We start from the raw sequence: 25,681 nt of genomic DNA on the forward strand, positions 1-25,681 counted from the left end.
TATCTCTTGACCTTAACACCTGAGAAGCGTATTTTTTGAAGGTGAATTGGCACGAAGTGCCAAGAGGGGACGGAGAGTTCATCTCGTCACACGAGATGAAACTCTTTTGCAACTGAGAAAAAAGTCCCCTGGAAACCGGAAATTGCCAGCGCTTTCAGGAACTTTCCGACTGTTGCACAGTCGGAACAGGGGGCCCCCGACGAGGGTCCCCTACGCAAAACGTCCCACTGGGACGTTTTGCTACCCTCCTGCGTTGTTTTCTCAGGTGTTTCAGGTCAAGGGCAAGACCTTGGGGTTTCACCCCAAACCCCACAAACTTTTACTCTGGTTAGCTTGTCAAAAAAATTGGAGGAGTGATATCATGCCATTGGCAAAGGTGAAAGACGTTCTGACCCACGCCACGGAAAACCGCTACGGCGTGGTGGCTGTGAACGTGTTCAACTACGAGACGGTAAAATGGGTGGCTCAGGCGGCGGAGCAGGAGCGCGTCCCGGTGATCATCCAGCTATATCCCGGGTTTGAGAGCTACATCGCCCTGGAGCATATCGCGGCCATCGCCAAGGATTTCGCGGCCAAATCGCCGGTTCCGGTGGCGGTGCATCTGGACCATTCCGCCAGCTACGAGATCGCGGTCAGCGGCATCAGGGCCGGGTTCCCCTCCGTGATGGTGGACGGCTCCGCCCTGCCCTACGAGGAGAATCTGGCGGTGACCGCTGCCGTGGTGCGCACAGCCTCGGTCTTTGACATCGACGTGGAGGCGGAGCTGGGCCATGTGGGCTCCGGCGCGCGGCTGGAGGACATCACCGACTCCGCCAAATATACCGACGTGGCCCAGGCCAAGGAATTTGTGGAAAAGACCGGCTGCGGCTCTCTGGCCGTGGCGGTGGGCAACGCCCATGGGGAGTACATACAGACCCCCAACCTTGATTTTGACCGGATCGCGGCCCTGCGCAAGGCCTTGCCCGTGCCCCTGGTGCTCCACGGCTGCTCCGACATCCCCCACGACCAGCTCCAGGAGAGCGTGCGCCTGGGCATGAGCAAGTTCAATATCGCCACAGAGTATTTCCGGGCCTGCTATGGGAGCATCTCCAAGGCCATGGAGGCCGGCCCCAAGGGCGGGATGCCCGGGCTGATGATGGAGGCCGCCCAGGGAGCCATCGACTTCGTCCGGGGCAAGATGCGCCTTCTGAATCCCAACGGCTTTTCCCTGTGATGGAGGATTCCAGCGTGAAACAATTTGAGATTGCCGGATACGACATGCCCTGCGTGGATCTGGCCGTGAATGTGGACGTGTTCCCCAAGCCCAACGGCGGCACCGGGGTGAACGCCCTGAGCTGGCAGGGCGGGGGCAAGGTGGCCTCCGGCATGACGGCCGCGGCCCGGCTGGGGGCAAAATGCGCCATCCTGGGGGCCGTGGGCAGCGACGACTACGGCCGCTTCTGCCAGAAGGATTTCCAGCGCCACGGGGTGGATATCTCCAACCTGCTCTGCCGGGAGGGGAAGACCACCTCCCTCTCCATCGTCATCAGCGACCGGGAGACGGCGGGCCGCAGCATCGTCTACCGCCACGGCTCCGCCCAGCCTCCCGTGCCGGAGGAGTTGGATGAGGAGATCCTGCAGAGCTGCCAGTGGTTTTTCATCTCTCATGTGACGGGGGTGGCTATGTCCGCCGTGGAGAGGGCCAAGGCCTCCGGGGCGAAGATCCTGGTGGACGCGGACTCCTACTCCTCGGAGCTGATGGAGCATATTGACCTGATCGACGTGTTCATTGGCTCGGAGTTCTGCTACGATGTGCTCTTCCACGACCAGAATTATGCGGAGAACTGCAGGGTCCTCTGCGAAAAGGGCCCCTCCACGGTGATTTTCACCTTCGGGCCCAGGGGCTGCGCCGGGTTCAGCCAGGACTGTGGAGGCTTCCGCCTGCCCGCCCATCAGGTGCCCGTGGTGGACACCACCGGGGCCGGGGACGTGTTCCACGGGGCCTATCTGGCCGGGGCGGTCCGGGGGCTGAATTCCGTGGAATCCGCCAAGCTTGCCACAGCCGCCGCCTGCATCAAGTGCACCCGCATGGGCGGACGGGCCGGCGTACCGGACTGGGACACCGCCCAGGAACTCCTGAAAACCGGCCGGGTGGATTATACCGAAATCGACAGGCGCGCCGCCTTCTACGCGGAACGGCTGCAGGTCTAAGGCCTTGGGGGCGCCGCTCCCAAACCCCTGCCAGGGGCCTGTCTCACCTGCCGGTTCGGTCGGGTCAGAACAATCGCCACAGGCGATTTTCCCCGCCCCTGGAGCGTGCAATGTCACTCCTCATTTCATTCGTCGCGAACGTTTTATGTGTTTTGACGAGCTAACCGAACAACCGAAAAAGTTTTGCAAACTTCGCTCTGCGAAGTCTTAGCTTTCTTCAAAAGCTCGCAGGGTGTGCCTTAGCAGCGTCCCACGACCTTGCCGGAATGCGCGTTTCTTTGCGCATGGAGGCCTCATATATACATACAAAAAGAAAGAAGGGAACCGAATGAATAAGCCCACTGTTGTGCTGGGCGTGGCGCCCACCAAGCGGGGCTTCCTCAGCATGGAGGAGGCCAAGCGTCAGAAAGACGCTTTCATGGCGGTGATCCGCACCGTCAAGCCCGATTCCGTCCGGATCGTGGATATCGACGATCTCTGCGAAAACGGTATTCTGTTTGAGACCGGAAAGATCGAGGCTGTGGTGGAGAAATTCCGGGACGCCCGGATCGACGCCCTCTTCCTGCCCCACTGCGATTTCGGCGAGGAGCAGTGCGCCGCCGGAGTGGCCGCCGCCCTGAAGGTGCCCACCCTCATGTGGGGGGCCAGGGACGAGCGCCCCAATACCGACCAGAGCCGGGGCCGGGATACCCAGTGCGGCATGTTCGCCTGCACCAAGGTCCTGCGCCGGTTCGGGGTCCAGTACAGCTACATCTGGAACTGCGAGACCCAGAGCGAGGACTTCCGCCAGGGCTTCGAGAACTTCATCCGAGTTGCGGCGGTGGTCAAGACCGTGAAAACCCTGCGCATCGCCAAGTTCGGGGCCCGGCCCCAGCCCTTTATGAGCGTCATGGCAAACGAGGGGGACCTGGCTACCAAGCTGGGCGTCACCGTGATCCCCGTGTCCCCCAACGCCGTGGCCGCCCGGGCGGACCGGCTGATGGAGGAGAACACCCCAGGCTACGCTGCCTGCCGGGAGGATTTCAAATCCCGGTTCGACGCCAGCGGCACCCCGGAGGAGACCGTGGACCGGATCGCCGCCCTGAAGCTGGCTGTCAAGGAGCTCATGGAGGAGAACCGCTGCACCGCCGGGGCCATGGAGTGCTGGAGCGCGGCCTCCATTTTTGGGGCTCCCGTGTGCGCCGTGCTGGGCGAGCTCTCCGACCTGGGCCTGCCCCTGGCCTGCGAGACGGACGTGAACGGCGCGGTGACCATGGCTATGCTCCAGGCGGCGGCTTTGGGAGAGGACGCGGTGTTCCTGGCGGACCTGACCATCCGCCATCCGGAAAACGACAACGCCGAGCTGCTCTGGCACTGCGGGCCCTTCCCCTATTCTCTCAGGGACCCCGTCTGCGCCGCGGGCCTGACCGGGGGCCAGGAGCGCTTCCCCCTGAAAAAGGGCGGCATCACCCTCTGCCGGTTCGACGAGGCGGACGGGGACTACTACCTCTTCGGCGGAGAGGGCAAGGCCGTGGACGGGCCGGAAACCACCGGCACCTATGTGTGGTTCGAGACGGACAACTGGAAGCGCTGGGAGGAGAAGCTCATGTTCGGGCCCTATATCCACCATGTGGGCGGCGTGTACGGCAATTACAAGGCCGTGCTCCGGGAGGCCGCCCGGTATCTGGGGCTGATCTTCGACGACGCGGACCAGCAGGGGATTCACAGCTTATAATAGACCTCTTGCGAAATTGGCTAAAGCAGTCAAAATTGCGCGGTCCAGGGGCGGCAAACTTGGCCTTGCCAAGTTTCGGCCCCATGGTAGGGTTTGGGGCAAAGCCCCAAGGTCTTGCCGTAGGGGGCGTTTTTTGCCCCCGGAGGCCCATAAATACTCAATAATTTTATTTTCGCAAGAACTCTAATCATTGGGAGGACTGACTATGGAAAAGAAAATCATCCGCGTGGGCTCCGTGGGCCTGGGCGGCATCTGGAACGGCGTGCACCAGCCGGGCATTGACCGTAGCCCCGACCTGGAGCTCACCGCCATCTGCGATATTGACGAGAAGAAGCTCAACGAGACCGGCGAGCGCCTGGGCATCGACCCGGCCCACCGCTTTCTGGACTACCACGACCTGATCAACTGCCCGGACGTGGACGCGGTGGACATCTGCACCCCCAACGACGTGCACTTCCCCGTGGCTATGGCCGCCGTGGAGGCGGGCAAGCCCTACGATGTGGAGAAGCCCGTCACCATGACGGCGGAGGAGGCGGACATCCTGGCAAAGGCCACAGAGGAGAAGGGCCTGCCCAACATGGTCTGCTTCTCCTACCGGTTCAAGGCGGCGGCCCGCTTCGCCAAGGACCTGATCGCCCGGGGGAAGATCGGCCAGGTCTACCATGTGGATATGCAGTATTTCCAGGCCTGGGGCTTGCCCCGGGCGGAGTGCCCCCTGGTCTGGCGGTACGTGAAAAAACATACCGGCTCCGGCGCTCTGGGGGACCTGGGCTGCCACGCTCTGGATCTGGTGCGCTTCGTGCTGGATAAGGAGTACACCCGTGTGGTGGGCCACACCGGCACCTATGTGAACGAGCGGAAGCTCCTGGACGGCAGCGGCACGGGCCCGGTAGACGTGGACGACTTCTGCAACTACATGGCCGACATGGAGGACGGGGTCTCCGCCAGCTTCCAGATCACTCGGTTCGCCTTTGGCCGGGGGAACTACCAGCGCATGGAGATCTACGGCAGCGAGGGGGCCATTGTGTACTCCCTGGACGCCCATCAGGGGGTGGACGACGAGATCGAGGTCTGCTCCGGGGACATCAACGCGGAGGCCCACGCCTACACCAGCCTGCACATCCCGGAGTACTACTATAGCGACCAGATGCAGTCCTTCGCGGACATCGTCAACGGCAAATGGGACGGGAAGGCCGCCCGCATCCAGGACGGCCAGGCCAACCAGCACGTGGTGGACGCCATCCTGGAGTCCGCGGAATCCGGCGGCTGGGTGTCCCTCTGAGCCGGCGTTCTGATGAAAAGAGAAAGGAAACAGAAGATGAACCGTCAAGCCATTCTGCACATTCCCAAAAGCAATTACGCGTTTCCCCTGTCCCCCAAGGACATCCGCATCCGGCTCCGGGCCGGGAAGGGGGACCTGGAGCGGGCGCGGCTGGTGATTGGCAACCAGTACCTGTGGACGACCCGGCAGGAATTTGAGATGCATAAGTCCGGCTCGGACTCCATGTTCGACTATTTTGAGTGCGACTACCACTGCACGGACACCCGCCTGGGCTACTATTTCCTGCTGAACCAGGGGGAGGAGGAGGTCATCTACACGGAAAACGGCTTCCTGGCCCCAGGCTCCGTGGATATTGACACAGAGCGCATCGGGTTCGTCCACTTCCAGTTCCCCTATATCAACGGGATTGACGTGCACAAAAAACCCTCCTGGGTCAACGAGGCGGTGTTCTACCAGATCTTCCCGGAGCGCTTCTGCAACGGGGATCCCAGCCTCTCCCCGGAGAACACGGCGGAGTGGGGGGAGAAGCCCACCCCCTGGAACTATTTCGGGGGCGACCTGCCGGGCATCATCCAGAAGCTGCCCTATCTGGAAGACCTGGGCGTGAACGCCCTGTACCTCACGCCGGTTTTCGAGGCCCTCTCCAACCACAAATACGACACGGTAGACTACACCCGCATCGACCCCCATTTCGGCGACGAGAGCACCCTGGTGGAGCTGGTGCAGAAAGCCCACGAAAGAGGCATCCGCATTATGCTGGACGGGGTGTTCAACCACTGCGGCGGCGGGTTCCGCCAGTTCATGGACGTGGTCGCCCACGGGGAGGCCTCCCCCTATAAGGACTGGTTCCACATCCACAGCTTCCCGGTTTCCTTCGACCCCTTCAGCTTCGAGGGATTCGGGAGCACGGCCGGCATCACCAGCGCCAAGGCCTGGGCCGGGCTGGCCCCTGGGGCGGAGAAGAAGCGGTGTATGCCCAAGCTGAACACAGAAAATCCGGAGGTTGTGGAGTACCTGCTGGGCGCCGTGGCAAAATGGACGCGCACAGGCATCGACGGCTGGCGGCTGGATGTGTCGGACGAGGTGGACGCCTATTTCTGGCGGAAGTTCCGGAAAACGGTGCGGGACATCAATCCCGACGCGGTGATCATCGGCGAGAACTGGTGGAACGCCCAGCCCTGGCTCAGGGGGGACCAGTTCGACGGGGTGATGAACTATGCAGTGCAGCGCTCCAGCGTGCTCTATTTTGCCCAGGACCGAATGGACCCCCACGAATTTGAGGAGAGCCTGACGGAATACCTGATGCGCTATAGCACCCAGGCCAACGACTCCATGCTGAACCTGCTGGACAGCCACGATACCGCCCGCTTTGTGAACACCTGCGGCGGAAACGTGGGCAGGCTGAAAAACGCGGCGGCCTTCCAATATACCTATATCGGGATGCCCTGCACATACTACGGCACGGAGATCGGCATGACCGGGGACAACGACCCCGACTGCCGAAAGACCTTTGACTGGGACGAGGGGCACTGGGACCACGAGCTGAGGGCGTACTACAAAACCCTCATGGCCCTGCGCAAGACAAAGAAAGCCCTGCAGAGGGGCTCGGTCCGGTTCTGCTCCACGGATACGGTCTTCGCCATGGAGCGGACCTGGGAGAAGGAGCGGCTGCTGGTGCTGATCAACAACACGGACGCCCGGCAGGAGTACCCTCTGCCCCAGGCCAACGCCGTGGACCTGCTGGGAGACAGGGCCTGCACGCCCGCCGGGACCATGGAGCTCGTGCCCTATTCCGCGGCGATGCTGGAATTGACAGAGGTGTGAATAGACTCCAATGCCCCCAACTATCCGGCCGCTTTTTTGGTACGGCGCAGGCGGTGGGAAAATTGTGACGGGATATAAATCCCCTCGTCCATGCGCTTGCGCCTTTTCGTTTTCACATTCAAAAAATCTTCCCATCCAGAAAAAAGAATAACCCCCAAATTCGCGCAAATACTACCCTTGTAAAAGCCAGCTGCGGCGGTTCCTCACGTAAGAATGGGAATCGGACAGACAGGTACAGACGAGAGAATGTGTGCAAAACCATCCGGCTGGCGGTATTTTGTGTGAAAGGGAGTTTTATATGAAAGCTACTGGTATAGTGCGCCGGATCGACGACCTGGGCCGTGTGGTAATCCCCAAGGAAATCCGCCGCACTTTGAAAATCCGGGAAGGTATGCCAATGGAGATCTTTACCGATGTTTCCGGTGAGGTAATCCTGAAAAAATATTCCCCGGTAGGAGAGATGTCTCAGCTGGCCCAGTCTTACGCGGAGGCTCTGGTAAACCTTACCGGCCTGGCCGCCGCCGTCTGCGACACCGAGCAGGTGATCGCCGTGGCCGGTCCTGTCAAGAGGGACCTGCTTCACAAGCCCATCTCTCCGCAGATGGACGAGCTGGTCCAGGGCAGGCGACACTTTGTCACCAATTCGGAAAACACCGTGCTGGCCGCCCAAAGCGTTCCCGCCGCTGCGGTAGCCGTGTTCCCAGTGGTGTCCTCCGGTGACTCCATGGGCGCGGTCATGCTGCTGAAAGGCGAGAAATCTCCTCCCCGCGCTACCAGCGAGGCGGTGGAGAGCGCAAAGGCGGCTGCAATGTTCCTTTCCCGGCAGTTGGAAGCGTAAAAACCGGAGCAAATGTGGAAAAAAACCTTGATTTTCCCAAAAACCGGTGCTATAATAATGATGGTAATAAAAGTAGACTGAGAGAGTGGGGCGACCCGCTCTCTCCGTTTGTTATGGATTCCTGCGGACCATGTGGAGAAAGGGATGGGGAAAATGGAGCAGAAGCCAAAAAAGGGCACGGCACCCAGAGTGTGGGAAATGGCCGAACCTCTGGCGGAGAACCTGGGTCTAACCGTCTGGGACGTGCAGTATCTGAAAGAAGGCGCGGAATGGGTTCTGCGGATCTGCATTGACAAGGAGGGCGGGGTTTCCATTGACGACTGCGTGGCCATGACCCATGCAATCAACCCTGTATTGGACAAAGAGGACCCCATTCTCCAGGAGTATACCCTGGAGGTTTCTTCCCCGGGAATCAACCGCAAGCTCACCCGTCCGGAGCATTTCCAGGCCTATCTGGGGGAACCGGTCCGGGCCCGGCTGATCCGTCCTTTGGAGGACGGCACAAAAGAGCTGGAGGGCCTGCTGATTGAGGCCGGGGGAGACACTTTGGAAATCCAGCTGGACGAGGAAACCAGCGTGATCCTGGAGAAAAAAGAATGGGCCTGGGTCTGCGCTCTGGACGATGAGGATCTGTGAGGAGCGGAGCGATGGAATATACGATAAAAGAAGAGCGGCTTTCTCCAGCGGAGTATATCGGCTTTTTGAAAAAGACGGACCTGGGATCCCAATACCCCAAGGAGCGGTTTGAGGAACGGATCGGGACGCTGGTAGCAAGAGTCCCGGTCTCCCTGACGGCAAGAGACGCCGCCGGGAGTTTGGTGGGAGTCTGCTTCGGCATTACAGACTTTGCCTATTGGCTTTTTATCACGGATTTGGGTGTAATCCGCCGGTGCACAGGCCAGGGAATCGGCCGGGCATTGATGAATCGGGCTTTGGAAGCCGCAGGCGGCGAGAAGAATATTATCATGTACACCTGCGCCAATGAAAACGCGGTCCCCTTTTATAAAAAACTGGGCATGACAACAGCGGAGGACGTGATGGTTTATAATCATGTGGAATGGACAGAGTTCACGGTTTGAGAAGCTGTACCGATAGGATTCGTGGCTGGACGCGCCATGGTCCTTGGAAGGCCCCCATAAAACACTTCAAAACAAAGAATATCAGACAATATAGTGTATGTGAAATTACAAGTAAGGAGTGGTCAGAAAAAATGGTACGCAAGAAGAAAAAGGAACCCGAACAGCAGGGAAATCAAGAGCTGTTTCTGGCCCTGAATCTTCTGGAAAAGGAAAAGGGCATCCCGGTAGAGTTTATGCTGGATAAAATAAAGAAGGCCATCGCCACCGCCTGCAAGAACACCTATAATAACGAGGAAGTGGAGATCGACGTCAACCCCGAAACCGGCAAGTTCGATGTATTCCTGCAAAAGCTGGTGGTGGAAGAGGTGGAGGATCCGGACCGGGAAATCCTTCTGGACGCTGCCCGGCAGATCTCCCCTATGGCGGAAATTGGCGGCATGGTGGGCATGAAGCTGGACACCAAGCAATTCGGTCGGGTAGCCGCCCAGACTGCCCGGAATATCATCCGCCAGGGTATCCGAGACAGCGAACGGGGCCAGATGATGCAGGAATTCCAGAGCAAGCACCAGGAACTGGTCAGCGCCCTGGTGGAACGGATCGACCCCAAAACCGGAGCCCTCTCCCTGCGTATTGGCAAAGCGGAGGCAGTGCTCCCCAAGACGGAACAGATCGGCGAAGAAAACGTAAAGGAAGGCGACTACATAAAAGTCTATGTAGTCGATGTGCAGGATGGAGTCAAGGGCCCCAAGGCCATCATCTCCCGGACCAGGCCAGACCTGGTGAAGCGCATGTTCGAGACCGAGGTGCCGGAAATCTATGACGGCACCGTGGAGATCAAGGCTGTGGCCCGGGAGGCCGGCTCCCGCACTAAACTTGCGGTGCTCAGCCATAATCCCGACGTGGACGCGGTGGGCGCGTGCATTGGCGCCCGGGGCGCCCGGGTAAACGAGATCGTGGAGGAGCTGGGGGGCGAGAAGATCGACATTGTGGAATACAGCGACGACCCCCAGAAGTTCATCGCTGCGGCTCTCTCCCCCGCCAACGTTCTTTCTGTGGAACCTGCGGAGGACGGCGGCCGGGCCTGCAGGGTCACTGTGCCGGACAGCCAGCTCTCCCTGGCTATCGGCAACAAAGGCCAGAACGTGCGGCTTGCGGCGAAGCTCACCGGCTGGAAAATCGACATCAAGCCGGAAAGTGGCTTCTTTGGAGAGGAAAACTGAGAACCTGTTATTCACAACCTGTGCTGCCGCTGTCCGGCATTAAACTTTCTCAAAACGCAGCAAGCGTTTCTTTAAAAATTTGTCCTGGCCACCGGCAAAATTTCTCGCTCAACCGGCAGCTTCGGCGATGAATACAGGTTCTGAACAAGCAATATTTCTCTGGAGGGGGGAAGGGTTACAGAATGCGCCAAAGAAAAATTCCCATGCGGATGTGTACGGGTTGCGGGGAAATGAAGCCAAAAAAAGAGCTGGTACGGGTGGTGAAGGCCCCGGAACAACAGGACGAAGGCGGAAAGCCCCTGCCCCCACAGATCAGTTTGGATATCACCGGGAAAATGCCCGGCCGGGGAGCCTATCTCTGCCGGAACCCGGAGTGCCTGCGGCTGGCTCGAAAGGGCAGACGGCTGGAACGGGCTTTTTCCTGCAAGATCCCCGAGGAAATCTACCTCCGGCTGGAAAACGAGCTGGCCGGACAGTCAGGGGAGGGAGATCATGAATAAAGCACTGTCCCTCTTGGGACTCTGCCGCAGGGCGGGCAGGCTGGAACCTGGATTCGCCCTGAGCGCCGGGGCGGCACGGTCGGGAAAGGCCGCGCTACTGGTGGCGGCGGAGGATATCTCCCCCAAGACCTGGAAAAACCTGTGTTACGAAGCCAGCCGGGCCGGGATCCCTTTTGTGCGGCTGGAAACCTCCATGGAGCGGTTGGGCCAGGCCTGCGGGATAAAGGCCGGAGTAGTGGCCGTAACGGACAAGGGCTTCGCCCACGCCCTTTTGAAACAGCTGGAACCCACGGAGCAAGAGAAGGAGGAATCGCCTTATGATGATAAAATATAGAGTGCGGGAAGTGGCCAAGGATTTGAACATTCCCAACAAAGAGGTCATTGACACCCTGGCCCAGTATTTTCCGGAGCCAAAAAAATATATGACGGCTTTGGAGGAAAATGAGCTGGACATTGTGTTGGAAACTTTTACCCAACAGCGGAGCCTGGAAAATTTTGACGAATATTTCGCCCAGCGGAACGCCGCCCCGGAGCCCCAGCCGGAGCCTGAGCTGCCCCCGGCCCCCAAAAACCCGGCTGCTGCCAAAGAGCCTAAAAAGTCTCAGGCCAAGCCTGCCAAAGAGAATAAACCCTCTCAGAAGCCGGAACAGAAGCCCGCGCCCAAGGCTGAAGCAGCCGCAAAGCCCGAGCCCAAAGCCGAACCCCAGCAAATCAAAGAGCCCAAGCAGCCCACCCGCCGGGTGGTGGATACCCGCTCCAGCAACGTGAACATCGATAAGTACAACGAGAAATACGACCGGCTGGCAGACCAGAAGGTCAGTGCCCGGCAGGATAACGCGGTGACAAAGCAGAAATTCACAAACCGCAACCAGCAGCGCCGGGGCCAGCAGAGAAGGGGTAAGCGAGAGACTGAGGCCGAGCGCCTGCGCCGTATCGCTATGGAACGCAAGGCCAAGCATATCACCATCGAGGTGCCGGAGGAGATCTCTGTGGGCGAGTTTGCTCTGCGGCTGAAGGTTTCCGCCCCCGAGGTTATCAAAAAGCTCATGGGCCTGGGCGTGTTCGCCGCCATCAATGATATGATCGACTTTGACACCGCTGTTCTTATTGCCGACGAGTTTCACGCCAAGGTGGAAAAGGAAGTGGTGGTCACCATTGAGGAACGGATCATTGATGACAGCGAGGACGAAGAGGCCAATCTGGTTTCCCGGGCTCCGGTAGTAGTAGTCATGGGCCATGTAGACCACGGCAAGACCTCCATTCTGGACGTAATCCGCCACTCCAACGTGACCGAGGGGGAGGCCGGCGGCATCACCCAGCACATCGGCGCCTACCGGGTGAAGGTGGGCGACCGGGACGTAACCTTCCTGGACACCCCCGGCCACGCGGCCTTTACCACCATGCGGGCCCGGGGCGCCCAGGTGACGGACATCGCCGTGCTGGTGGTGGCCGCGGACGACGGCATCATGCCCCAGACCGTGGAGGCCATCAATCACGCCAAGGCGGCGGGGGTCAGCATCATCGTGGCCATCAACAAGATGGATAAGGTGGGGGCCAACCCCGAACGGGTGAAGGAGCAGCTCACCGAGTACGAGCTGGTGCCCGAGGAGTGGGGCGGCGACACCCCTTGTATCCCCGTGTCCGCTCACACGAAAGAGGGCATCAACGACCTATTGGAGATGATCATTCTCACCGCAGACATGGCCGAGCTGAAGGCCAATCCCGACCGAGCCGCCAAGGGCACGGTGATCGAGGCGAGGCTGGACAAGGGCATGGGCCCCATCGCCACGGTGCTGGTGCAGAACGGCACCCTCCACGCCGGGGACACCATTGTAGCTGGGGCCACCGTGGGCCGGGTGCGGTCCATGATGGACGACAAGGGCCGGAAGGTGACGGAGGCCGGGCCTTCTGTGCCGGTGGAGATCACGGGCCTAGGAGACGTGCCCGTGGGCGGCGACATCTTCGACGCGGTCTCCGACGAGCGGCTTGCCCGAGAGCTGGTGGAACAGCGCCTGAACGACCAGAAGGAGGAGGCCTTCCGGGCCCAGACCAAGGTCACCCTTGACAATCTCTTTGAGCAGATGAAAGAGGGCGAGATGAAGGAGCTGAAGATCATCGTCAAGGCCGACGTGCAGGGCTCAGTGGAGGCGGTGCGCCAGTCTCTGGAAAAACTCAGCAATGACGAAGTGCGGGTACACATCATCCACGGGGCCGTGGGCGCGGTCAGCGAGAGCGACGTGATGCTGGCCAACGCCTCCAATGCCATCATCGTGGGCTTCAATGTACGGCCCGACCCGGTGGCCGAGGAGAACGCCAAGCGGGACGGGGTGGATATGCGCTTATACCGGATCATCTACGACTGCATCGAGGAGATCGAGAGCGCCATGAAGGGCATGCTGGCCCCCAAGTACCGGGAAGTTGCTCTGGGCCGGGCCGAGTGCCGGGAAACCTACAAGATTTCCAACGTGGGCATTGTCATCGGCGGGCACGTGACCAGCGGCAAAATCACTCGTAGCGCCCAGGTACGCGTGGTGCGGGACGGCATCATCGTAGCGGACGACAAGATCGCCTCCCTGCGGCGCTTCAAGGACGATGTGCGGGAGGTGGCCGACGGCTACGACTGCGGCATCACCTTAGAAAAGTTCTCCGATATCAAACAGGGCGATATTCTTGAGGCCTATGAGATGGAGGAATACCGGGACTAAACCATTAGGAGGCGGCGCATATGGCCAGGCAAGACCGCGTGAATGAAATTGCAGAAATGTACGGATGGCTGACCGAGGAACAGCAAAAAGTCGTTTATGTGCTTATAGATAGAATGGCGCGGATCCATCAGGGAATGGCCACAAAAGACGAAATCCGTTCGATTCAATTGCTGCGGGAGAAGCACGCCCGCGGAGAGCTGACTGCGGAGGACGTTTATCAGAGTGCCAGCGCTATTCCGAAACAGTAAGACAACTGGTATGCTTGTAATCATAAAAAGGGGCAAAGGAGTGGCTTGCATGGAGATCACGGAGCTTGTACCGGAGATGTTGGGGAAGATCGACCTTTCACCCCAACCCAGACCCATTGTAGGGCGGTTTTATCCCAGCCTCTCCCGAGGGAAGTGGGGGTATGAGGAGGAGTGGTTTCCCGCGCCGGCCGGGGAGGCCGTCAGCCCTCCCCTTTCCCAGGACAGCCTGGAGCAATACGCCCAGGGCGGGGATTTGGCGCTTTTTCTTGCCAAAGAGGGGGATGCCTGTTTGGGATATATCGCCCTGGAAAAGGACTTTATGGGCTGGGCCTATGTGGAAATCCTTGAGGTGGCCGCCGCTCATCGGGGCAAGAGCGTGGGTACGGCCCTCATCCAAAAGGCCGTCCGGTGGGCAAAGAAGCTGGGCGCCGCAGGGCTGCGGTTGGAAGCCCAGGACAGTAATCTGATGGCCTGCCGGTTTTATCTAAAGCAGGGGTTTCAAATCGGCGGGGTCAACACCTTGCGGTACCACACCCTGCCCGCCCCCAAAAATCAGGAAGCCGCTGTGTTTTTCTATCTGCTCTTTTAGAATCCCCGTTCAAATCGGGAAAACATCTCTTTTGATCTGCGTTTGCCATCACACTTTGCCATAAGGAGGAACTGCCATGCCAGGACACAAACTAGGCCGTATCACCGAGGACGTGAGCCGGGAACTCTCCGCTATCCTGCGGGAGCTGAAAGATCCCCGGGTCACCGGGTGTCTCTTGAGCGTGGTGCGGGTGGAGGTTACCAACGACCTGTCCTACTGCACGGCCTATGTGAGCACCGTGGAGGGCCTGGAGCGCTCCAAAGAGGCCGTGGGGGGGCTGAAGTCAGCGGCGGGCTACATCCGCCGGGAGCTGGGGCACAGGCTGAAGCTCCGCCATGTGCCTGAGCTGGTTTTTAAGGCCACAGACTCCATTGAGTACGGGGCCGGCATCTCCAAAATGCTCCACGACCTAAACATTCCGCCGGAATCCCAGGAACAGGAGGGCAAAGATGCTGACATGTAAAGAAGCCGCCACGCTTTTGCGGGGCTGGGACGATATTCTGGTGGTCTGCCACGCCAGCCCGGATGGGGACGCTCTGGGATCCATGTTTGGTCTGGTCCGGGGCCTGCGGGCCCTGGGCAAACGGGCGGACTGGTACTGCGCGGATCCCGTGCCCAAGAAATTCGCCTATCTGGCCGAGGACATGAAAAACCTGGACCTCACCCCTGCCCATGTGGTAACTGTAGACGTGGCGGACCAGAAGCTGCTGGGGGACGCCTGGGAGAAGTTCGGCGGGCAGATTCAGCTGGCCATCGACCACCATGGCACCCACAAGCCCTTTGCCTCCGCCTCCTGGGTGGAACCGGGAAGCGCCGCCACCGCCGGGATGGTTTGGAGCCTGCTTAAGGAGCTGGGCGTCATCATAGACAAGGCTATGGCTGGCTGCCTCTATACCGGAATGGCTACAGATACGGGCTGCTTCCGCTACCGGAACAGTTCCCCCCAGATCCTGCGGCTTGCGGCGGAGGCCATAGAGGCCGGGGCCCTGGCCGGGGATATCAACCAGAAGCTCTTCGAAACAAAGAGCCGGGCGGTGTTGGAAGCGGAGAGGCGGCTGATCGAAAGCATGGAATTCTTCTGCGGCGGCAAGGGGGCCATTATGCACATTCCCCTCTCCCTATATGAGACGACCGGGGCCCAGGAGAACGAATTGAGTGAGTTGGTTGGCCTGCCGAAGCAGGTGGAAGGAGTGCTTGTGGGCATCACCTTGAAAGAGCGGGCAGGTGGTATCGTAAAGGTCAGCCTGCGTACCAACCCACCTGTGAATGCTGCGGCAATCTGTGAGAAATTCGGCGGCGGCGGGCATCCGGGCGGGGCGGGCTGCAGCTTTGAGGGAGTCTCCATGGAGGAGGTTCGGGGCAAAATGCTGGAGGCCTGCGAGGAATACCTGGAAGAGATCGGGTGCGCTCCATGAACGGCGTCATCGTTGTGGACAAGCCCCAGGACTTTACCTCTTTCGACGTAGTGGCGGTGATGCGGGGGCTCAGCAAGGAAAAGAAAATCGGCCACACCGGCACCCTGGATCCTATGGCCACCGGGGTGCTTCCTTTGCTTCTAGGCCGGGCGGCCAAGGCGCTGGACCTGCTGCCCGATGGGGACAAGGCCTACCGGGCGGAGTTCCGCCTGGGAGAGCGGTACGACACCGGGGACGTCACCGGGACCTTGCTGGAGACGGACGGAACCCCTGTGGACCGGGAGGCTCTGGAACGAGCTATGGCCGGGTTCCGGGGGGACTACATGCAGACCCCTTCCATGTACTCCGCCGTATCCGTCAACGGCCAGCGGCTCTACAAGCTGGCACGGAAGGGGATCGAGGTAGAGCGGCCCCCCCGGCCTGTTCATATTGGGGAGCTGATACTAGAATCCTATGACGAATTCTCCCGGCAGGGGAGCCTCCTGGTAAGCTGCTCCAAGGGCACCTACATCCGCGTCCTAATTGAGGATATCGCCCAGGCGGCGGGAAGTCTGGGGGTCATGACAGCTCTGCGCCGGACCAAGGCCTGCGGCTTCTCTATAGAGGAGGCGGTTCCTCTGGAAGATCTGCGTGCCCTTGCCTCCAAAGAAGCTTTGGAACATAGGCTCCGCCCCATAGACAGCCTGTTTGCCGCCTATCCCCAGGTAACAGTCAGCGGGCCTCAGATGATCCGGTTCTGCAACGGCGGAGCCCTGGACCTGAAGCGTCTCCGTCTGGAAAATGAACCCTCAGACGGCCAGCGCTTCCGGATCTACGGCCTGGAAAAAATATTCCTGGGGCTGGGAACGGCAGATCTGAAATCGGACAGCATGAAATTTCTAAAGCTCTTCGCGGAAGAAGGCTAAGAACAGGATCCGGCCCGGCAGAATTCCCGCGAGGCGGCTCCCCAGAGGCCAAATATAGTTAACACAGTCCAAAAGAGGTAACCTCTTTTGGACCAAGCGGCGTAAGCCGCTCAGCTTGACAATCGGTAAGTACCGATTGTTAAGTGTGTTTACTATACGCCAAACCTATCTCAGGAGGTAAACCCATGGAAATCATCCGGAGCTTGGAAGAACTCCCGGCCCAGCCCCCCTGCTCATTGGCGCTGGGCGCTTTCGACGGCCTCCATCGGGGCCATATGGCGGTAATCCGTGCCGCGATCTCCTCGCCCTTCCAACCGGCGATATTCACCTTTTCCCACAGCCCCTCCGGCGACCAGGCGGTGCTTACTCCCCAGGACAAAGCCGCGCTTCTGGAGCGGGCGGGCATGGCGGCAGTCTATTCCCTGGATTTTCCGGCGCTTCGAAACTGGACGGCAGAGTCCTTTGTCCAAGAGATCCTCTTCGAAAAGCTCCATGCAAAGCGACTCTGCTGCGGCGAGGATTTTCGTTTTGGCCGGGGTGCTCTGGGAAATGTGGCTCTGCTAAAAAAACTGTGCGCGGAAAAGGGCGTGGATCTGGAAGTAGTCCCTCCAGTGCTGGACGGCGGGGAAAAAGTCAGCTCCACCCGGATCCGCCATGCGGTGGAGGCCGGGGACATTCCCCTGGCAAACCGGCTGCTGGGCAGGCCCTTTGGCTTCTCCCAGGAGGTTATCCACGGCAACCATATCGGCTCCACAAAGCTGGGCACTCCCACCATCAATCAGGCCCTGCCGGAGGATTTCGTCCTCCCCCGCTTCGGGGTTTACGCGGCCTGGTGCCAGACGGCGGGCCGGTATTATTACGGCGTGTGCAATGTGGGGGTAAAGCCTACCGTGGGCTCGGACCGGGTTCTGGCGGAGACCTGGATGCCGGATTTCTCCGGGGACCTCTACGGGCGGCAGGTGCGGCTTTTCCTGCTGGAATTCATCCGGCCGGAGAAAAAATTCTCCTCCCTGGACGAGCTCAGGGAGGAGATCCGCCGCAACGGCAGAGAGGCCAAGGCCATTGCCGGGGCATGGGGCCTGCCTGGGGAGTACATTTTTTGAGGGGCCATATTGGAGCACTCAGCTGACCAGGGTAAAAGTTTCGCCCGCCTTTTCAAAGGCGGCAGGGGTTTGGGGACAGCGTCCCCAAGGTCTTTTCCCCTGACCTTAACTCCTGAGAAACGCATTTTTGCCAAGGGTGAATTTGGGCAGAATGCGCAAAGAGGGGAGGCTTTTTGCAAGAGAAAAAGCCTCCCCTGGAAACCGGAACCCGCCAGTTCTGGGCGCAGTATCCCAGCCAGAATGCCCGCCCGACCGTGTGCTCCGCAATCAGCCAGCTCGCGCCCTCACGCGCCCATAAAAAATAAACACTGCCCACAAAGCTGGCCTATTCCGGGACGAGGAAACTTTTTTCTCTTGCAAAAAGTTTCCTCTTGACACTTCGCGTCAATTCACCTTCAAAAAATGTGCTTCTTAGGAGTTTAAGGTCAAGGGCAAGACCTTGAGGGCGTTGCCCTCAAACTCCCACGAGCTTTTGAAAAAGCTCGAGCAAAACTTTTTTCCTGGTTAGCTGGGCTAAAATACGTAAAATGTTCACACGAAATGAAATGAGGAGTGGGTAAAAGTTTTTGGGTTTGGGGCAACGTCCCAAGGTCTTAAAAGCGATAAACCACGTCCATCTCTTCCGGGCGGGGCGGCTCAAAGAGCCCCAGGAGCTTTTGGAGGAGCCCATCGTCTACATAATAGCTGGGATCCTCCCCCGCTAGCACGGCGGCGTTCCGGCGGGCAATATTCTCCCTCCAGGTCTCATCCGACACGTCAATATAATGCCACTCCGTGAGGATCTCTTCTCGCTGGAAAAACTCCACAGCCTCCCGCCGGCTCGCCTGGGTCCAGAAGCCCCAGTCCAGGATCACGTCCGCGCCGGCCCGGACTGCCTCCACGGCCTTGTCCAGCAGATACGCCTGGATTCTCCCGCAGGTCTCGTCGTGGGCGTCCCCCAGGGCATTGTCAAAAATCCGGCTGGTCACCTCGTCCACCGAGAGCAGCAGGGCCGGGGATTTCTCCATCAGCCCCCGGCAGTACCAGCTCTTCCCGCTGGCAATTTTTCCGCAGACCAAAATAACCTTCGCCATCTACTCCGCCCCCTTTTCCACTTGGGTCAAATACTTCTCAATCCGCTGGTGATATTCTGGCATGGCCTTTTTCAGGGACACCGGCTTTCCCGCCTGGTTGATGAAGCAATGGCAGGTCCAGCCGTCGCAGCGGGGCTGGCCGGAGGCCTTATCCCGCACGTGATAATGGAAGGAGATACGGGTACGGGTATAGCTCTGGATTTCAATTAAAATCTCCACTGTATCCCCAAAGCGACACATGGTGTGATAATTGGCCTCGGCGCTGAGCACCGGGCTCACGATCCCCGCCGCTTCCAGGCCCTCATAGGAAAAACCGTTTTCTTTCATGAAATAGACCCGGGCTTCTTCGAACCAGCGGATATAGTTGGAGTGGTGTACGCAGTCCATCCGGTCAGTCTCGTAGTAGTGGACAGGGCGGACGTAGACGGTCTCTGATTTGGACGGCATGGAATCCCTGCTTTCGTAATAATATAGGATAGGAGGAGCTTTGATGGGCACAGGAAGAATCGTTTTGATCTCCGGCCCCTGCGGCTCGGGCAAGACCACCGTCTCCAGAATGCTGGCGGAATCCGGGGACAGCCCCTTGGCCGTGCACATCCACACTGACGACTTCTACCAGTACATCCGTAGGGGGTATATTCCCCCCTGGCGGGAGGACTCCGGGGACCAGAACGAGACGGTGGTGAGGGCTGCGGCGGCCTGCGGGGAGCAGTATGCCCTGGGCGAATACGAGGTGTATGTGGACGGGGTGGTGGGCCCGTGGTTTCTGGGACCCTGGAAGCGGCTGACGGAGAAAGGCCTGGACCTGCGGTACGTGGTTCTGCGGCCCGGACTGGAGGCCACGGTGGACCGGGCGATGGGCCGGGATCAGCAGGAGGAATCCCCTCTGAAGGAGGAGAACGTCCGGCAGATGTGGGAGATGTTCTCCTCTCTGGGGGGATACGAGGCTTTTGCCCTGGACACCACCGAACAGACAGCGGCGGAGAGCGCCCGGCTTATCAGGGAGAGAATCCGCGCCGGGCTTCATGGCATGGACGGGAGATGTTGAGAATTGTATGGGGGAACGGCGCGCGGGATGGCTGAGCGAACGGGCGCCAAGTCCGGGCGGGCGCGTGGGCTGAGATGCTGCGCACAGAGCTGGCTGGTTCCGGGACTGGGGCCTTCGTCCCGTCTGCTTCCGCAGCCAGGACAAGAAACCCCTTACGGGGGTTTCTTGCGGAAAACAGTCCACTGGACTGTTTTCCTATCTTCCTGCGTTGTTTTCTCAGGTGTTAAGGTCAAGGGCAAGACCGTGGGACGTTGCTAAGGCACACCCTACCACCTTTGAAAAGGGCGCTGGTCTCCAGTGGAGACCGTCAAGCGCCGACCGAACCGGCAGGTGAGACGACGAAACTTTTACGGTTGTTCGGCTAGCTCGTCAAAAAACATAAAGCGTTCACGACGAGCGTAGCGAGGAGTGGGTAAAAGTTTGTGGGGTTTGGGGGTGAGCGTTCTGCCGGATACTTGGCAAAGCCAAGTATTGCAGACAACGCTGCGAACCGACCGAGTCGGGGAAGCTCCCCGGTGGGGAAGAGTTCATGCAAGCATGAACTCTCCCGACCGAGTCGGCAGACGAGACCAGGCGAGACCGGAGCCCCTGAGCCGCCGGAGGCCACCATCACTCAATACAAATTATACCAAATGCCGGAAGAAAAAGCAAAGGCTTTTCCCTGGCAGGCAGGCTCTGCGCCTATCTACACAAAAATTTTTTCTCGTACACCATATATTGTTATCTCTTCCTGTGTTGATTTTTCGGTCGAAAAATGGTATCATTCTCGTATATGAATTTTGTGGGGCAGGGGTGCTTCGGGGAGACTTGGAGCAGGGCCTTTCAGCGGGCCCCGGAGGCATTGCGAAATGACAGGAAAGGAAGTAGCGCAAGCAATGAAAATCGGTTTGGACGTGGGTTCCACTACCTTGAAATGCGTGGTCTATGACGGGGACCGGCCCGTCTTTCGGGAATATGAACGGCACTATTCCCAGATAGCGGAAAAGGCCTCTCACATGCTCTCCCGGGTGATGGAGCAATTCCCCCAGGCAAAATCGGCGGAACTTTGCGTGTCTGGCTCGGCGGGCATGGGCCTTTCCGAGGATCTTGGCATTCCTTTTGTCCAGGAGGTCTACGCCACGCGCATTGCCGTAAAAAAATATATTCCCGATGGGGATGTGGTGATTGAGCTGGGAGGCGAGGACGCGAAAATCCTCTTCCTCTCCGGCTCCATGGAGGTGCGCATGAACGGCTCCTGCGCCGGGGGCACCGGGGCCTTCATCGACCAGATGGCTACCCTGCTGGATATCACCCCCGGAGAGCTGGACAAAATCGCCGGGGAGAGCCAGCGCACCTATAGCATCGCCTCCCGCTGCGGGGTGTTCGCCAAGTCAGACATCCAGGCCCTTCTGAACCAGGGGGCCCAGAAGGACGATATCGCCGCCAGCATCCTCACCGCCGTGGTGAACCAGACCGTGGCTGGGCTGGCCCAGGGCCGGGAGATCACCGGCCAGGTGGTGTACCTGGGCGGGCCCCTCACCTTCCTGCCCCAGCTGCGCCGGGCCTTTGACAGCATCCTGGGGATCACCGGCGTCTGCCCGGAAAACTCCCTCTACTATGTGGCAGCGGGGGCGGCCCTCTCCGACTCGGCGGAGGAGTTCGGCCTACGGGAGATCACAGGGAAAATCCGGAACTATAGCTCTAGCCACAGCTACCAGAGCAGCGAGGCCCTTTTCGCCAATGAGGAGGAGTACCGGAAATTTGTGGAGCGCCACAAGCGGGACAGCGTACCCACCGGCGGCGAGCTCTCCCCGGACGGCGGGGCCTATGTGGGCGTGGATGCGGGGTCCACCACCCTGAAGGCCGCCGTGGTCAACCGGGCGGGGGAGATCGTCTACTCCCGCTATCTGCCCAACAACGGCAACCCGGTGCCTCTGGTCCGGGACTTCCTGCTGGACCTCTACAAGGCCTTCCCGGAGATCCGGATTCTGGGCGCGGCCTCCACTGGCTACGGGGAGGAGATCATCAAAAACGCTTTCCGCCTGGACTTCGGCGTAGTGGAGACCATCGCCCACTTCACCGCCGCAAAAAAATTCCAGCCGGACGTGGACTTTATCATCGACATCGGCGGCCAGGATATCAAATGCTTCAAGATCAAAAACGGGGCCATTGACAATATCTTCCTCAACGAGGCCTGCTCCTCCGGGTGCGGCTCCTTTCTGCAGACCTTCGCCGGGGCTCTGGGCTATGATATGAACGACTTCGCCCGGCAGGGGCTCTTCGCGGACAGCCCGGTGGATCTGGGCTCCCGGTGCACGGTGTTCATGAATTCCTCTGTGAAGCAGGCCCAGAAGGACGGAGCTACCCTGGGGAACATCTCCGCCGGGCTCTCCATGAGCGTGGTGAAGAACGCCCTCTACAAGGTCATCCGGGTCACGGACGCCAGAAGCCTTGGAAAGCACATTGTGGTCCAGGGGGGCACATTCCTCAACGACGCGGTGCTCCGGGCCTTTGAGAAGGAGATCGGCCAGAACGTCACCCGGCCCTCTGTGGCGGGGCTGATGGGGGCCTACGGCGCGGCCCTCTATGCCATGGAGCGGAAAAAGGCCTCCGGCGGAGAGGAGGGCCCCAGCGGCATTCTCACCGCCCAGAAGCTGGAGGGCTTCTCCCATCAGGTGAAATCCATCAACTGCAATGGCTGCCAGAACCATTGCCGCCTGACGGTGAACACCTTCTCCGGTGGGGCGAAGTTCACCGCCGGGAACCGCTGCGACAAGCCCCTGCAAAAGCACAGCCTCACCGCCGCCTATAACCTCTATGACTACAAAAAGCAGCTTCTGGCTGGGTACACGCCCTGCGAAGGGAGGCGGGGGACCATCGGCATCCCCATCGGCCTGAACATGTTTGAGCTATATCCCTTCTGGCACCGGTTCTTCACCGCCCTGGGCTTTGGGATCCTGCCCTCGCCGGAATCGGATCGGCAGCTCTATTTCAAGGGCCAGCACACCATCCCCTCGGACACGGTGTGCTATCCGGCCAAGCTCATGCACGGTCATATCGAGGCCCTGCTGGAGCAAAAGCCCGACGCCATTTTCTACCCCTGCATGAGCTATAACCTGGACGAGCACAAGGGCGACAACCACTACAACTGTCCGGTGGTGGCCTATTATCCCGAGGTGCTGGACGCCAACGTCACCGCCCTCTCGGAGACGAAATTCATCTACGACTATGTAGGCCTCCACCGGCGGAGGGATTTCCCCACAAAGATGACCGCCATCCTGAACCGGTACTTCCCGGGCATCCCGGAGAAGGAGGTGAAGGCCGCAGCCAACGCCGCCTATGAGGAATACGCCGGATATATGGAAAAGATCCGCCGGAAGGGCCGGGAGTATCTTCGCTACGCCAAGGAGCACAACCTGCCCGTAATCATCCTTTCCGGCCGGCCCTACCACCTGGACTCGGAGATCAACCACGGCATTGACAAGCTGATCTGCGAATGCGGCGCGGTGGTGGTGACAGAGGACTCCGTCAGCGACCAGGTGGAGAAGTTCCCCACCAAGGTGCTGAACCAGTGGACCTACCACACTCGGCTCTACGCCGCTGCCCGGTATGTGGCGGAGAGCGGCGACCCCCGGATCAATCTGGTGCAGCTGGTGAGCTTCGGCTGCGGGGTGGACGCCATCACCGGCGACGAGGTCCGCTCTATCCTGGAGGCCGGGGACCGGATCTATACCCAGATCAAGATCGACGAGATCACCAACCTGGGCGCCGTGCGCATCCGCCTGCGGAGCTTGTTCGCCGCCCTGGGCCTGGGGGAGTGAGACCAAGACCGTGGGGCGTCACCCCACACCCCACAAACTTTTTGAAAAGAAGTTTAAGACGTTACCTTCGGTAAGTCTCAAAAACTTTTACCCACTCCTCGCTTTGCTCGTCGTGAACGTTTTATGTTGTTTGACAAGCTAACCTAACAACCGTAAAAGTTTCGTCAACCTTTTCAAAGGTTGCGAGGTGTGGAGCGGAGCTCCACGGTCTTGTCCTTGATCTTAAACTCCTAAGAAGCGCAATTTTGGCGGGTGGTGAATAATTGCTTAACGCTCGCTCCGCTCGGTTAACTATCCGAGTTTTGCTCCGCGAAACATCGGCAAGAGGGGTGCGCAGAGTTCATCTCGTTACACGAGATGAAACTCTTTTGCAACTGAATAGAAAGCACCCCTGGAAACCGGAGCAAGCCAGCGGCGGGCGCGGCTTCCCAGCCAATTCGCGCGCCGGGACATGTACCCCTTGACGCGCCAGCGCACCTCGAAGCCCCCCATATATACACTAAAAAAAGAAAGGAACCTCTATGGCCGACAACGAGAGCCGGGTGGAATTTACCCGAGAAATGAAGAAGGACTATACCATCCTCACGCCCAACATGGCGCCTATCCATTTTGAGCTGATCAAGAACGTGTTTAACAGCTTCGGCTACCACCTAGACCTGCTACGCACCACGGGCCGGGAGATTGTGGACGAGGGCCTGAAATACGTCCACAACGACACCTGCTACCCGGCGCTGCTGTCTATCGGCCAGCTGATGCACGCCCTGCACAGCGGCCGGTACGACCTGCACAAGGTGGCGCTGATCATGACCCAGACCGGCGGCGGATGCCGGGCCTCCAACTACATACACCTGCTGCGCAAGGCCTTGAAAAAGGACGGCCTGGACTACATCCCCGTAATCTCCCTGAACCTGTCCGGCATGGAGAGGAACAGCGGCTTCCACATGACCCTGCCCCTGCTGCGCCGGGCCATCGCGGCCCTCACCTATGGGGATCTGCTGATGTTGCTGAAAAACCAGACCAAGCCCTATGAGGTCCGCCCCGGCCACAGCGACGGGCTGGTGGAGGAGTGGATCAAGAAGCTCACCGGGCTCTTCGAGCAGGGCAAGGCCTTCACCCAGCGGGAGGTCCGGGCATGGTTCGACCAGATCGCCCAGTCCTTCGCGGAGATCCCCCTGGAGAAGCACCCAAAGACAAAAGTTGGAATTGTGGGAGAAATCTATGTAAAATACTCCGCTTTGGCCAATAATGGATTAGAGGACTTTCTCTTTCACCAAGGCTGCGAAGTGATGGTGCCGGGCATCATGGGCTTCATGATCTTCAAGGTGGACAACCGCCTGGAGGACATCGCCCTCTACGGGGGGAGCTCCGCCAAAAAGCAGCTGTGCACCATGCTGAAATGGTATTTCACCAAGTTCGAGGGGGACCTGATCGAGTCCGTGAAGAAGTATCCCCAGTTTACCGCCCCCGCGCCCTACGCCCGCCTGAAGGAGCTGGTCGGGCAGGTCATTGGCTACGGGTGCAAGATGGGGGAGGGCTGGCTCCTCACCGCCGAGATGATGGAGCTCATCGAGAACGGCTACGAGAACGTGGTGTGCACCCAGCCCTTCGGCTGCCTGCCCAACCATATCGTGGGCAAGGGCATGATCCGCAAGGTGAAAAAGGTGTACCCCCAGGCCAATATCGTGCCCATCGACTACGACCCCAGCGCTACCCGGGTCAACCAGGAGAATCGGATCAAACTCATGCTGGCCGTGGCCAATTAAGGTCGTGGAGGCTCTGCCTCCACACCTCCGTAAGGGGCCTAACGCCCCTTGACCGCGCAATGTCACTCCTCATTGCATTCGTCGTGAAGGTTTTATGTGTTTTGACAAGCTAACCGGACAACCGTAAAAGTTTCGTCAACCTTTTCAAAGGTTGCGAGGTGTGGAGCGGAGCTCCACGGTCTTGCCCTTGACCTTAACACCTGAGAAGCGCATTTTTTGAAGGTGAATTGGCGCGCAGCGCCAAGAGGGGACTTTTTGCAAGAGAAAAAAGTCCCCTGGAAACCGGAACCAGCCAGCTGAGCGCGCGAGCGTACCAGCCGAGAGAGCGCCCTGCCTGCTGAAATCTGAACGCGCTATTGCGCCCAGCAGCCCCCATACAAATCCC

23 protein-coding genes are annotated in these 25,681 nt (G+C 59.5%); 21 read left to right on the top strand and 2 right to left on the bottom strand.

Features of this window, described 5'->3' with window-relative positions:
- Positions 1–361: 361 nt before the first annotated feature.
- The 18 genes from D7X94_RS02275 (at position 362) to ribF (ending at position 17,612) form a co-directional block, all read left to right on the top strand.
- A complete protein-coding gene (locus D7X94_RS02275) occupies positions 362–1,213 on the top strand; it encodes a class II fructose-bisphosphate aldolase (RefSeq protein ID WP_120426079.1) in 852 nt (283 codons plus the stop codon).
- A gap of 14 nt (positions 1,214–1,227) precedes the next feature.
- On the top strand, positions 1,228–2,190 hold the full coding sequence (locus tag D7X94_RS02280; RefSeq protein ID WP_243111111.1) for a carbohydrate kinase family protein: 963 nt from the start codon (positions 1,228–1,230) through the stop codon (positions 2,188–2,190).
- Between the two features lie 328 nt (positions 2,191–2,518).
- Entirely contained in the window at positions 2,519–3,904 is a 1,386-nt protein-coding gene (locus D7X94_RS02285; RefSeq protein ID WP_120426081.1) for an L-fucose/L-arabinose isomerase family protein, read from the top strand.
- Between the two features lie 205 nt (positions 3,905–4,109).
- Positions 4,110–5,186 carry a Gfo/Idh/MocA family protein gene (locus tag D7X94_RS02290; RefSeq protein ID WP_120426082.1) on the top strand — a complete coding sequence of 359 codons (1,077 nt, stop codon included), beginning with the start codon at positions 4,110–4,112 and terminating at the stop codon, positions 5,184–5,186.
- A gap of 36 nt (positions 5,187–5,222) precedes the next feature.
- Positions 5,223–7,010 carry a glycoside hydrolase family 13 protein gene (locus D7X94_RS02295; RefSeq protein WP_207667174.1) on the top strand — a complete coding sequence of 596 codons (1,788 nt, stop codon included), beginning with the start codon at positions 5,223–5,225 and terminating at the stop codon, positions 7,008–7,010.
- A 298-nt stretch (positions 7,011–7,308) separates the two neighbouring features.
- Positions 7,309–7,848, top strand: coding sequence for a stage V sporulation T C-terminal domain-containing protein (locus D7X94_RS02300; RefSeq protein WP_120426084.1), 540 nt, complete (start codon positions 7,309–7,311; stop codon positions 7,846–7,848).
- Between the two features lie 153 nt (positions 7,849–8,001).
- Positions 8,002–8,484 (top strand): ribosome maturation factor RimP, encoded by a 483-nt coding sequence (gene rimP, locus D7X94_RS02305; RefSeq protein WP_158590856.1) that lies wholly within the window; start codon positions 8,002–8,004, stop codon positions 8,482–8,484.
- 11 nt (positions 8,485–8,495) lie between these two features.
- A complete protein-coding gene (locus tag D7X94_RS02310; protein ID WP_120426086.1) occupies positions 8,496–8,927 on the top strand; it encodes a GNAT family N-acetyltransferase in 432 nt (143 codons plus the stop codon).
- 131 nt (positions 8,928–9,058) lie between these two features.
- Complete coding sequence (gene nusA, locus D7X94_RS02315) at positions 9,059–10,147, top strand: transcription termination factor NusA (protein WP_120426087.1); 1,089 nt, start codon at positions 9,059–9,061, stop codon at positions 10,145–10,147.
- Between the two features lie 182 nt (positions 10,148–10,329).
- Complete coding sequence (gene rnpM / locus D7X94_RS02320; protein WP_120426088.1) at positions 10,330–10,647, top strand: RNase P modulator RnpM; 318 nt, start codon at positions 10,330–10,332, stop codon at positions 10,645–10,647.
- Positions 10,640–10,981 carry a L7Ae/L30e/S12e/Gadd45 family ribosomal protein gene (locus D7X94_RS02325; protein ID WP_120426089.1) on the top strand — a complete coding sequence of 114 codons (342 nt, stop codon included), beginning with the start codon at positions 10,640–10,642 and terminating at the stop codon, positions 10,979–10,981. Before rnpM ends, D7X94_RS02325 begins: the two co-directional genes overlap by 8 nt.
- Complete coding sequence (gene infB, locus D7X94_RS02330) at positions 10,965–13,352, top strand: translation initiation factor IF-2 (RefSeq protein WP_120426090.1); 2,388 nt, start codon at positions 10,965–10,967, stop codon at positions 13,350–13,352. The genes D7X94_RS02325 and infB overlap by 17 nt, the downstream gene beginning before the upstream one ends.
- 20 nt (positions 13,353–13,372) lie before the next feature.
- Positions 13,373–13,600 carry a hypothetical protein gene (locus D7X94_RS02335; protein WP_120426091.1) on the top strand — a complete coding sequence of 76 codons (228 nt, stop codon included), beginning with the start codon at positions 13,373–13,375 and terminating at the stop codon, positions 13,598–13,600.
- A gap of 49 nt (positions 13,601–13,649) precedes the next feature.
- Positions 13,650–14,189, top strand: coding sequence for a GNAT family N-acetyltransferase (locus tag D7X94_RS02340; protein ID WP_158590857.1), 540 nt, complete (start codon positions 13,650–13,652; stop codon positions 14,187–14,189).
- Between the two features lie 76 nt (positions 14,190–14,265).
- Positions 14,266–14,652, top strand: coding sequence for a 30S ribosome-binding factor RbfA (rbfA, locus tag D7X94_RS02345; protein ID WP_120426093.1), 387 nt, complete (start codon positions 14,266–14,268; stop codon positions 14,650–14,652).
- Complete coding sequence (locus tag D7X94_RS02350) at positions 14,639–15,604, top strand: DHH family phosphoesterase (protein WP_120426094.1); 966 nt, start codon at positions 14,639–14,641, stop codon at positions 15,602–15,604. Before rbfA ends, D7X94_RS02350 begins: the two co-directional genes overlap by 14 nt.
- Positions 15,601–16,509, top strand: a complete 909-nt coding sequence (gene truB / locus D7X94_RS02355) for a tRNA pseudouridine(55) synthase TruB (protein WP_120426095.1) — start codon at positions 15,601–15,603, stop codon at positions 16,507–16,509. The genes D7X94_RS02350 and truB overlap by 4 nt, the downstream gene beginning before the upstream one ends.
- A 185-nt stretch (positions 16,510–16,694) precedes the next feature.
- Positions 16,695–17,612 carry a riboflavin biosynthesis protein RibF gene (gene ribF, locus D7X94_RS02360; RefSeq protein ID WP_120426096.1) on the top strand — a complete coding sequence of 306 codons (918 nt, stop codon included), beginning with the start codon at positions 16,695–16,697 and terminating at the stop codon, positions 17,610–17,612.
- A gap of 593 nt (positions 17,613–18,205) precedes the next feature.
- Here the strand turns inward: ribF and D7X94_RS02365 are convergent.
- Positions 18,206–18,685, bottom strand: coding sequence for an AAA family ATPase (locus tag D7X94_RS02365; protein ID WP_120426097.1), 480 nt, complete (start codon positions 18,683–18,685; stop codon positions 18,206–18,208).
- Complete coding sequence (locus D7X94_RS02370; protein ID WP_120426098.1) at positions 18,686–19,132, bottom strand: acyl-CoA thioesterase; 447 nt, start codon at positions 19,130–19,132, stop codon at positions 18,686–18,688. It abuts the gene before it with no gap.
- Positions 19,133–19,175: 43 nt separating this feature from the next.
- On the opposite strand from D7X94_RS02370, the gene D7X94_RS02375 reads away from it, so the two are divergent.
- The 3 genes from D7X94_RS02375 (at position 19,176) to D7X94_RS02385 (ending at position 25,296) form a co-directional block, all read left to right on the top strand.
- Positions 19,176–19,733 (top strand): AAA family ATPase, encoded by a 558-nt coding sequence (locus D7X94_RS02375; RefSeq protein ID WP_120426099.1) that lies wholly within the window; start codon positions 19,176–19,178, stop codon positions 19,731–19,733.
- An 875-nt stretch (positions 19,734–20,608) separates the two neighbouring features.
- Positions 20,609–23,533, top strand: a complete 2,925-nt coding sequence (locus D7X94_RS02380; protein ID WP_120426100.1) for an acyl-CoA dehydratase activase-related protein — start codon at positions 20,609–20,611, stop codon at positions 23,531–23,533.
- Between the two features lie 521 nt (positions 23,534–24,054).
- A complete protein-coding gene (locus D7X94_RS02385; RefSeq protein WP_120426101.1) occupies positions 24,055–25,296 on the top strand; it encodes a 2-hydroxyacyl-CoA dehydratase in 1,242 nt (413 codons plus the stop codon).
- Positions 25,297–25,681 lie beyond the last annotated feature (385 nt).

The organism is Acutalibacter sp. 1XD8-33, from assembly GCF_003612555.1.
Taxonomy (GTDB): Bacteria; Bacillota; Clostridia; order Oscillospirales; family Acutalibacteraceae; genus Acutalibacter.

Bases quoted from the DNA above. Each gene is read 5' to 3' on its own strand.
- rbfA (WP_120426093.1), top strand. From the start codon at position 14,266: ATGCCAGGACACAAACTAGGCCGTATCACCGAGGACGTGAGCCGGGAA.
- D7X94_RS02350 (WP_120426094.1), top strand. From the start codon at position 14,639: ATGCTGACATGTAAAGAAGCCGCCACGCTTTTGCGGGGCTGGGACGAT.
- D7X94_RS02295 (WP_207667174.1), top strand. From the start codon at position 5,223: ATGAACCGTCAAGCCATTCTGCACATTCCCAAAAGCAATTACGCGTTT.
- D7X94_RS02325 (WP_120426089.1), top strand. From the start codon at position 10,640: ATGAATAAAGCACTGTCCCTCTTGGGACTCTGCCGCAGGGCGGGCAGG.
- truB (WP_120426095.1), top strand. From the start codon at position 15,601: ATGAACGGCGTCATCGTTGTGGACAAGCCCCAGGACTTTACCTCTTTC.
- D7X94_RS02385 (WP_120426101.1), top strand. From the start codon at position 24,055: ATGGCCGACAACGAGAGCCGGGTGGAATTTACCCGAGAAATGAAGAAG.
- D7X94_RS02365 (WP_120426097.1), bottom strand. From the start codon at position 18,685: ATGGCGAAGGTTATTTTGGTCTGCGGAAAAATTGCCAGCGGGAAGAGC.
- rnpM (WP_120426088.1), top strand. From the start codon at position 10,330: ATGCGCCAAAGAAAAATTCCCATGCGGATGTGTACGGGTTGCGGGGAA.
- D7X94_RS02275 (WP_120426079.1), top strand. From the start codon at position 362: ATGCCATTGGCAAAGGTGAAAGACGTTCTGACCCACGCCACGGAAAAC.
- D7X94_RS02380 (WP_120426100.1), top strand. From the start codon at position 20,609: ATGAAAATCGGTTTGGACGTGGGTTCCACTACCTTGAAATGCGTGGTC.
- D7X94_RS02370 (WP_120426098.1), bottom strand. From the start codon at position 19,132: ATGCCGTCCAAATCAGAGACCGTCTACGTCCGCCCTGTCCACTACTAC.
- D7X94_RS02335 (WP_120426091.1), top strand. From the start codon at position 13,373: ATGGCCAGGCAAGACCGCGTGAATGAAATTGCAGAAATGTACGGATGG.
- infB (WP_120426090.1), top strand. From the start codon at position 10,965: ATGATGATAAAATATAGAGTGCGGGAAGTGGCCAAGGATTTGAACATT.
- D7X94_RS02290 (WP_120426082.1), top strand. From the start codon at position 4,110: ATGGAAAAGAAAATCATCCGCGTGGGCTCCGTGGGCCTGGGCGGCATC.
- rimP (WP_158590856.1), top strand. From the start codon at position 8,002: ATGGAGCAGAAGCCAAAAAAGGGCACGGCACCCAGAGTGTGGGAAATG.
- D7X94_RS02285 (WP_120426081.1), top strand. From the start codon at position 2,519: ATGAATAAGCCCACTGTTGTGCTGGGCGTGGCGCCCACCAAGCGGGGC.
- D7X94_RS02340 (WP_158590857.1), top strand. From the start codon at position 13,650: ATGGAGATCACGGAGCTTGTACCGGAGATGTTGGGGAAGATCGACCTT.
- ribF (WP_120426096.1), top strand. From the start codon at position 16,695: ATGGAAATCATCCGGAGCTTGGAAGAACTCCCGGCCCAGCCCCCCTGC.
- D7X94_RS02300 (WP_120426084.1), top strand. From the start codon at position 7,309: ATGAAAGCTACTGGTATAGTGCGCCGGATCGACGACCTGGGCCGTGTG.
- D7X94_RS02310 (WP_120426086.1), top strand. From the start codon at position 8,496: ATGGAATATACGATAAAAGAAGAGCGGCTTTCTCCAGCGGAGTATATC.
- D7X94_RS02375 (WP_120426099.1), top strand. From the start codon at position 19,176: ATGGGCACAGGAAGAATCGTTTTGATCTCCGGCCCCTGCGGCTCGGGC.
- nusA (WP_120426087.1), top strand. From the start codon at position 9,059: ATGGTACGCAAGAAGAAAAAGGAACCCGAACAGCAGGGAAATCAAGAG.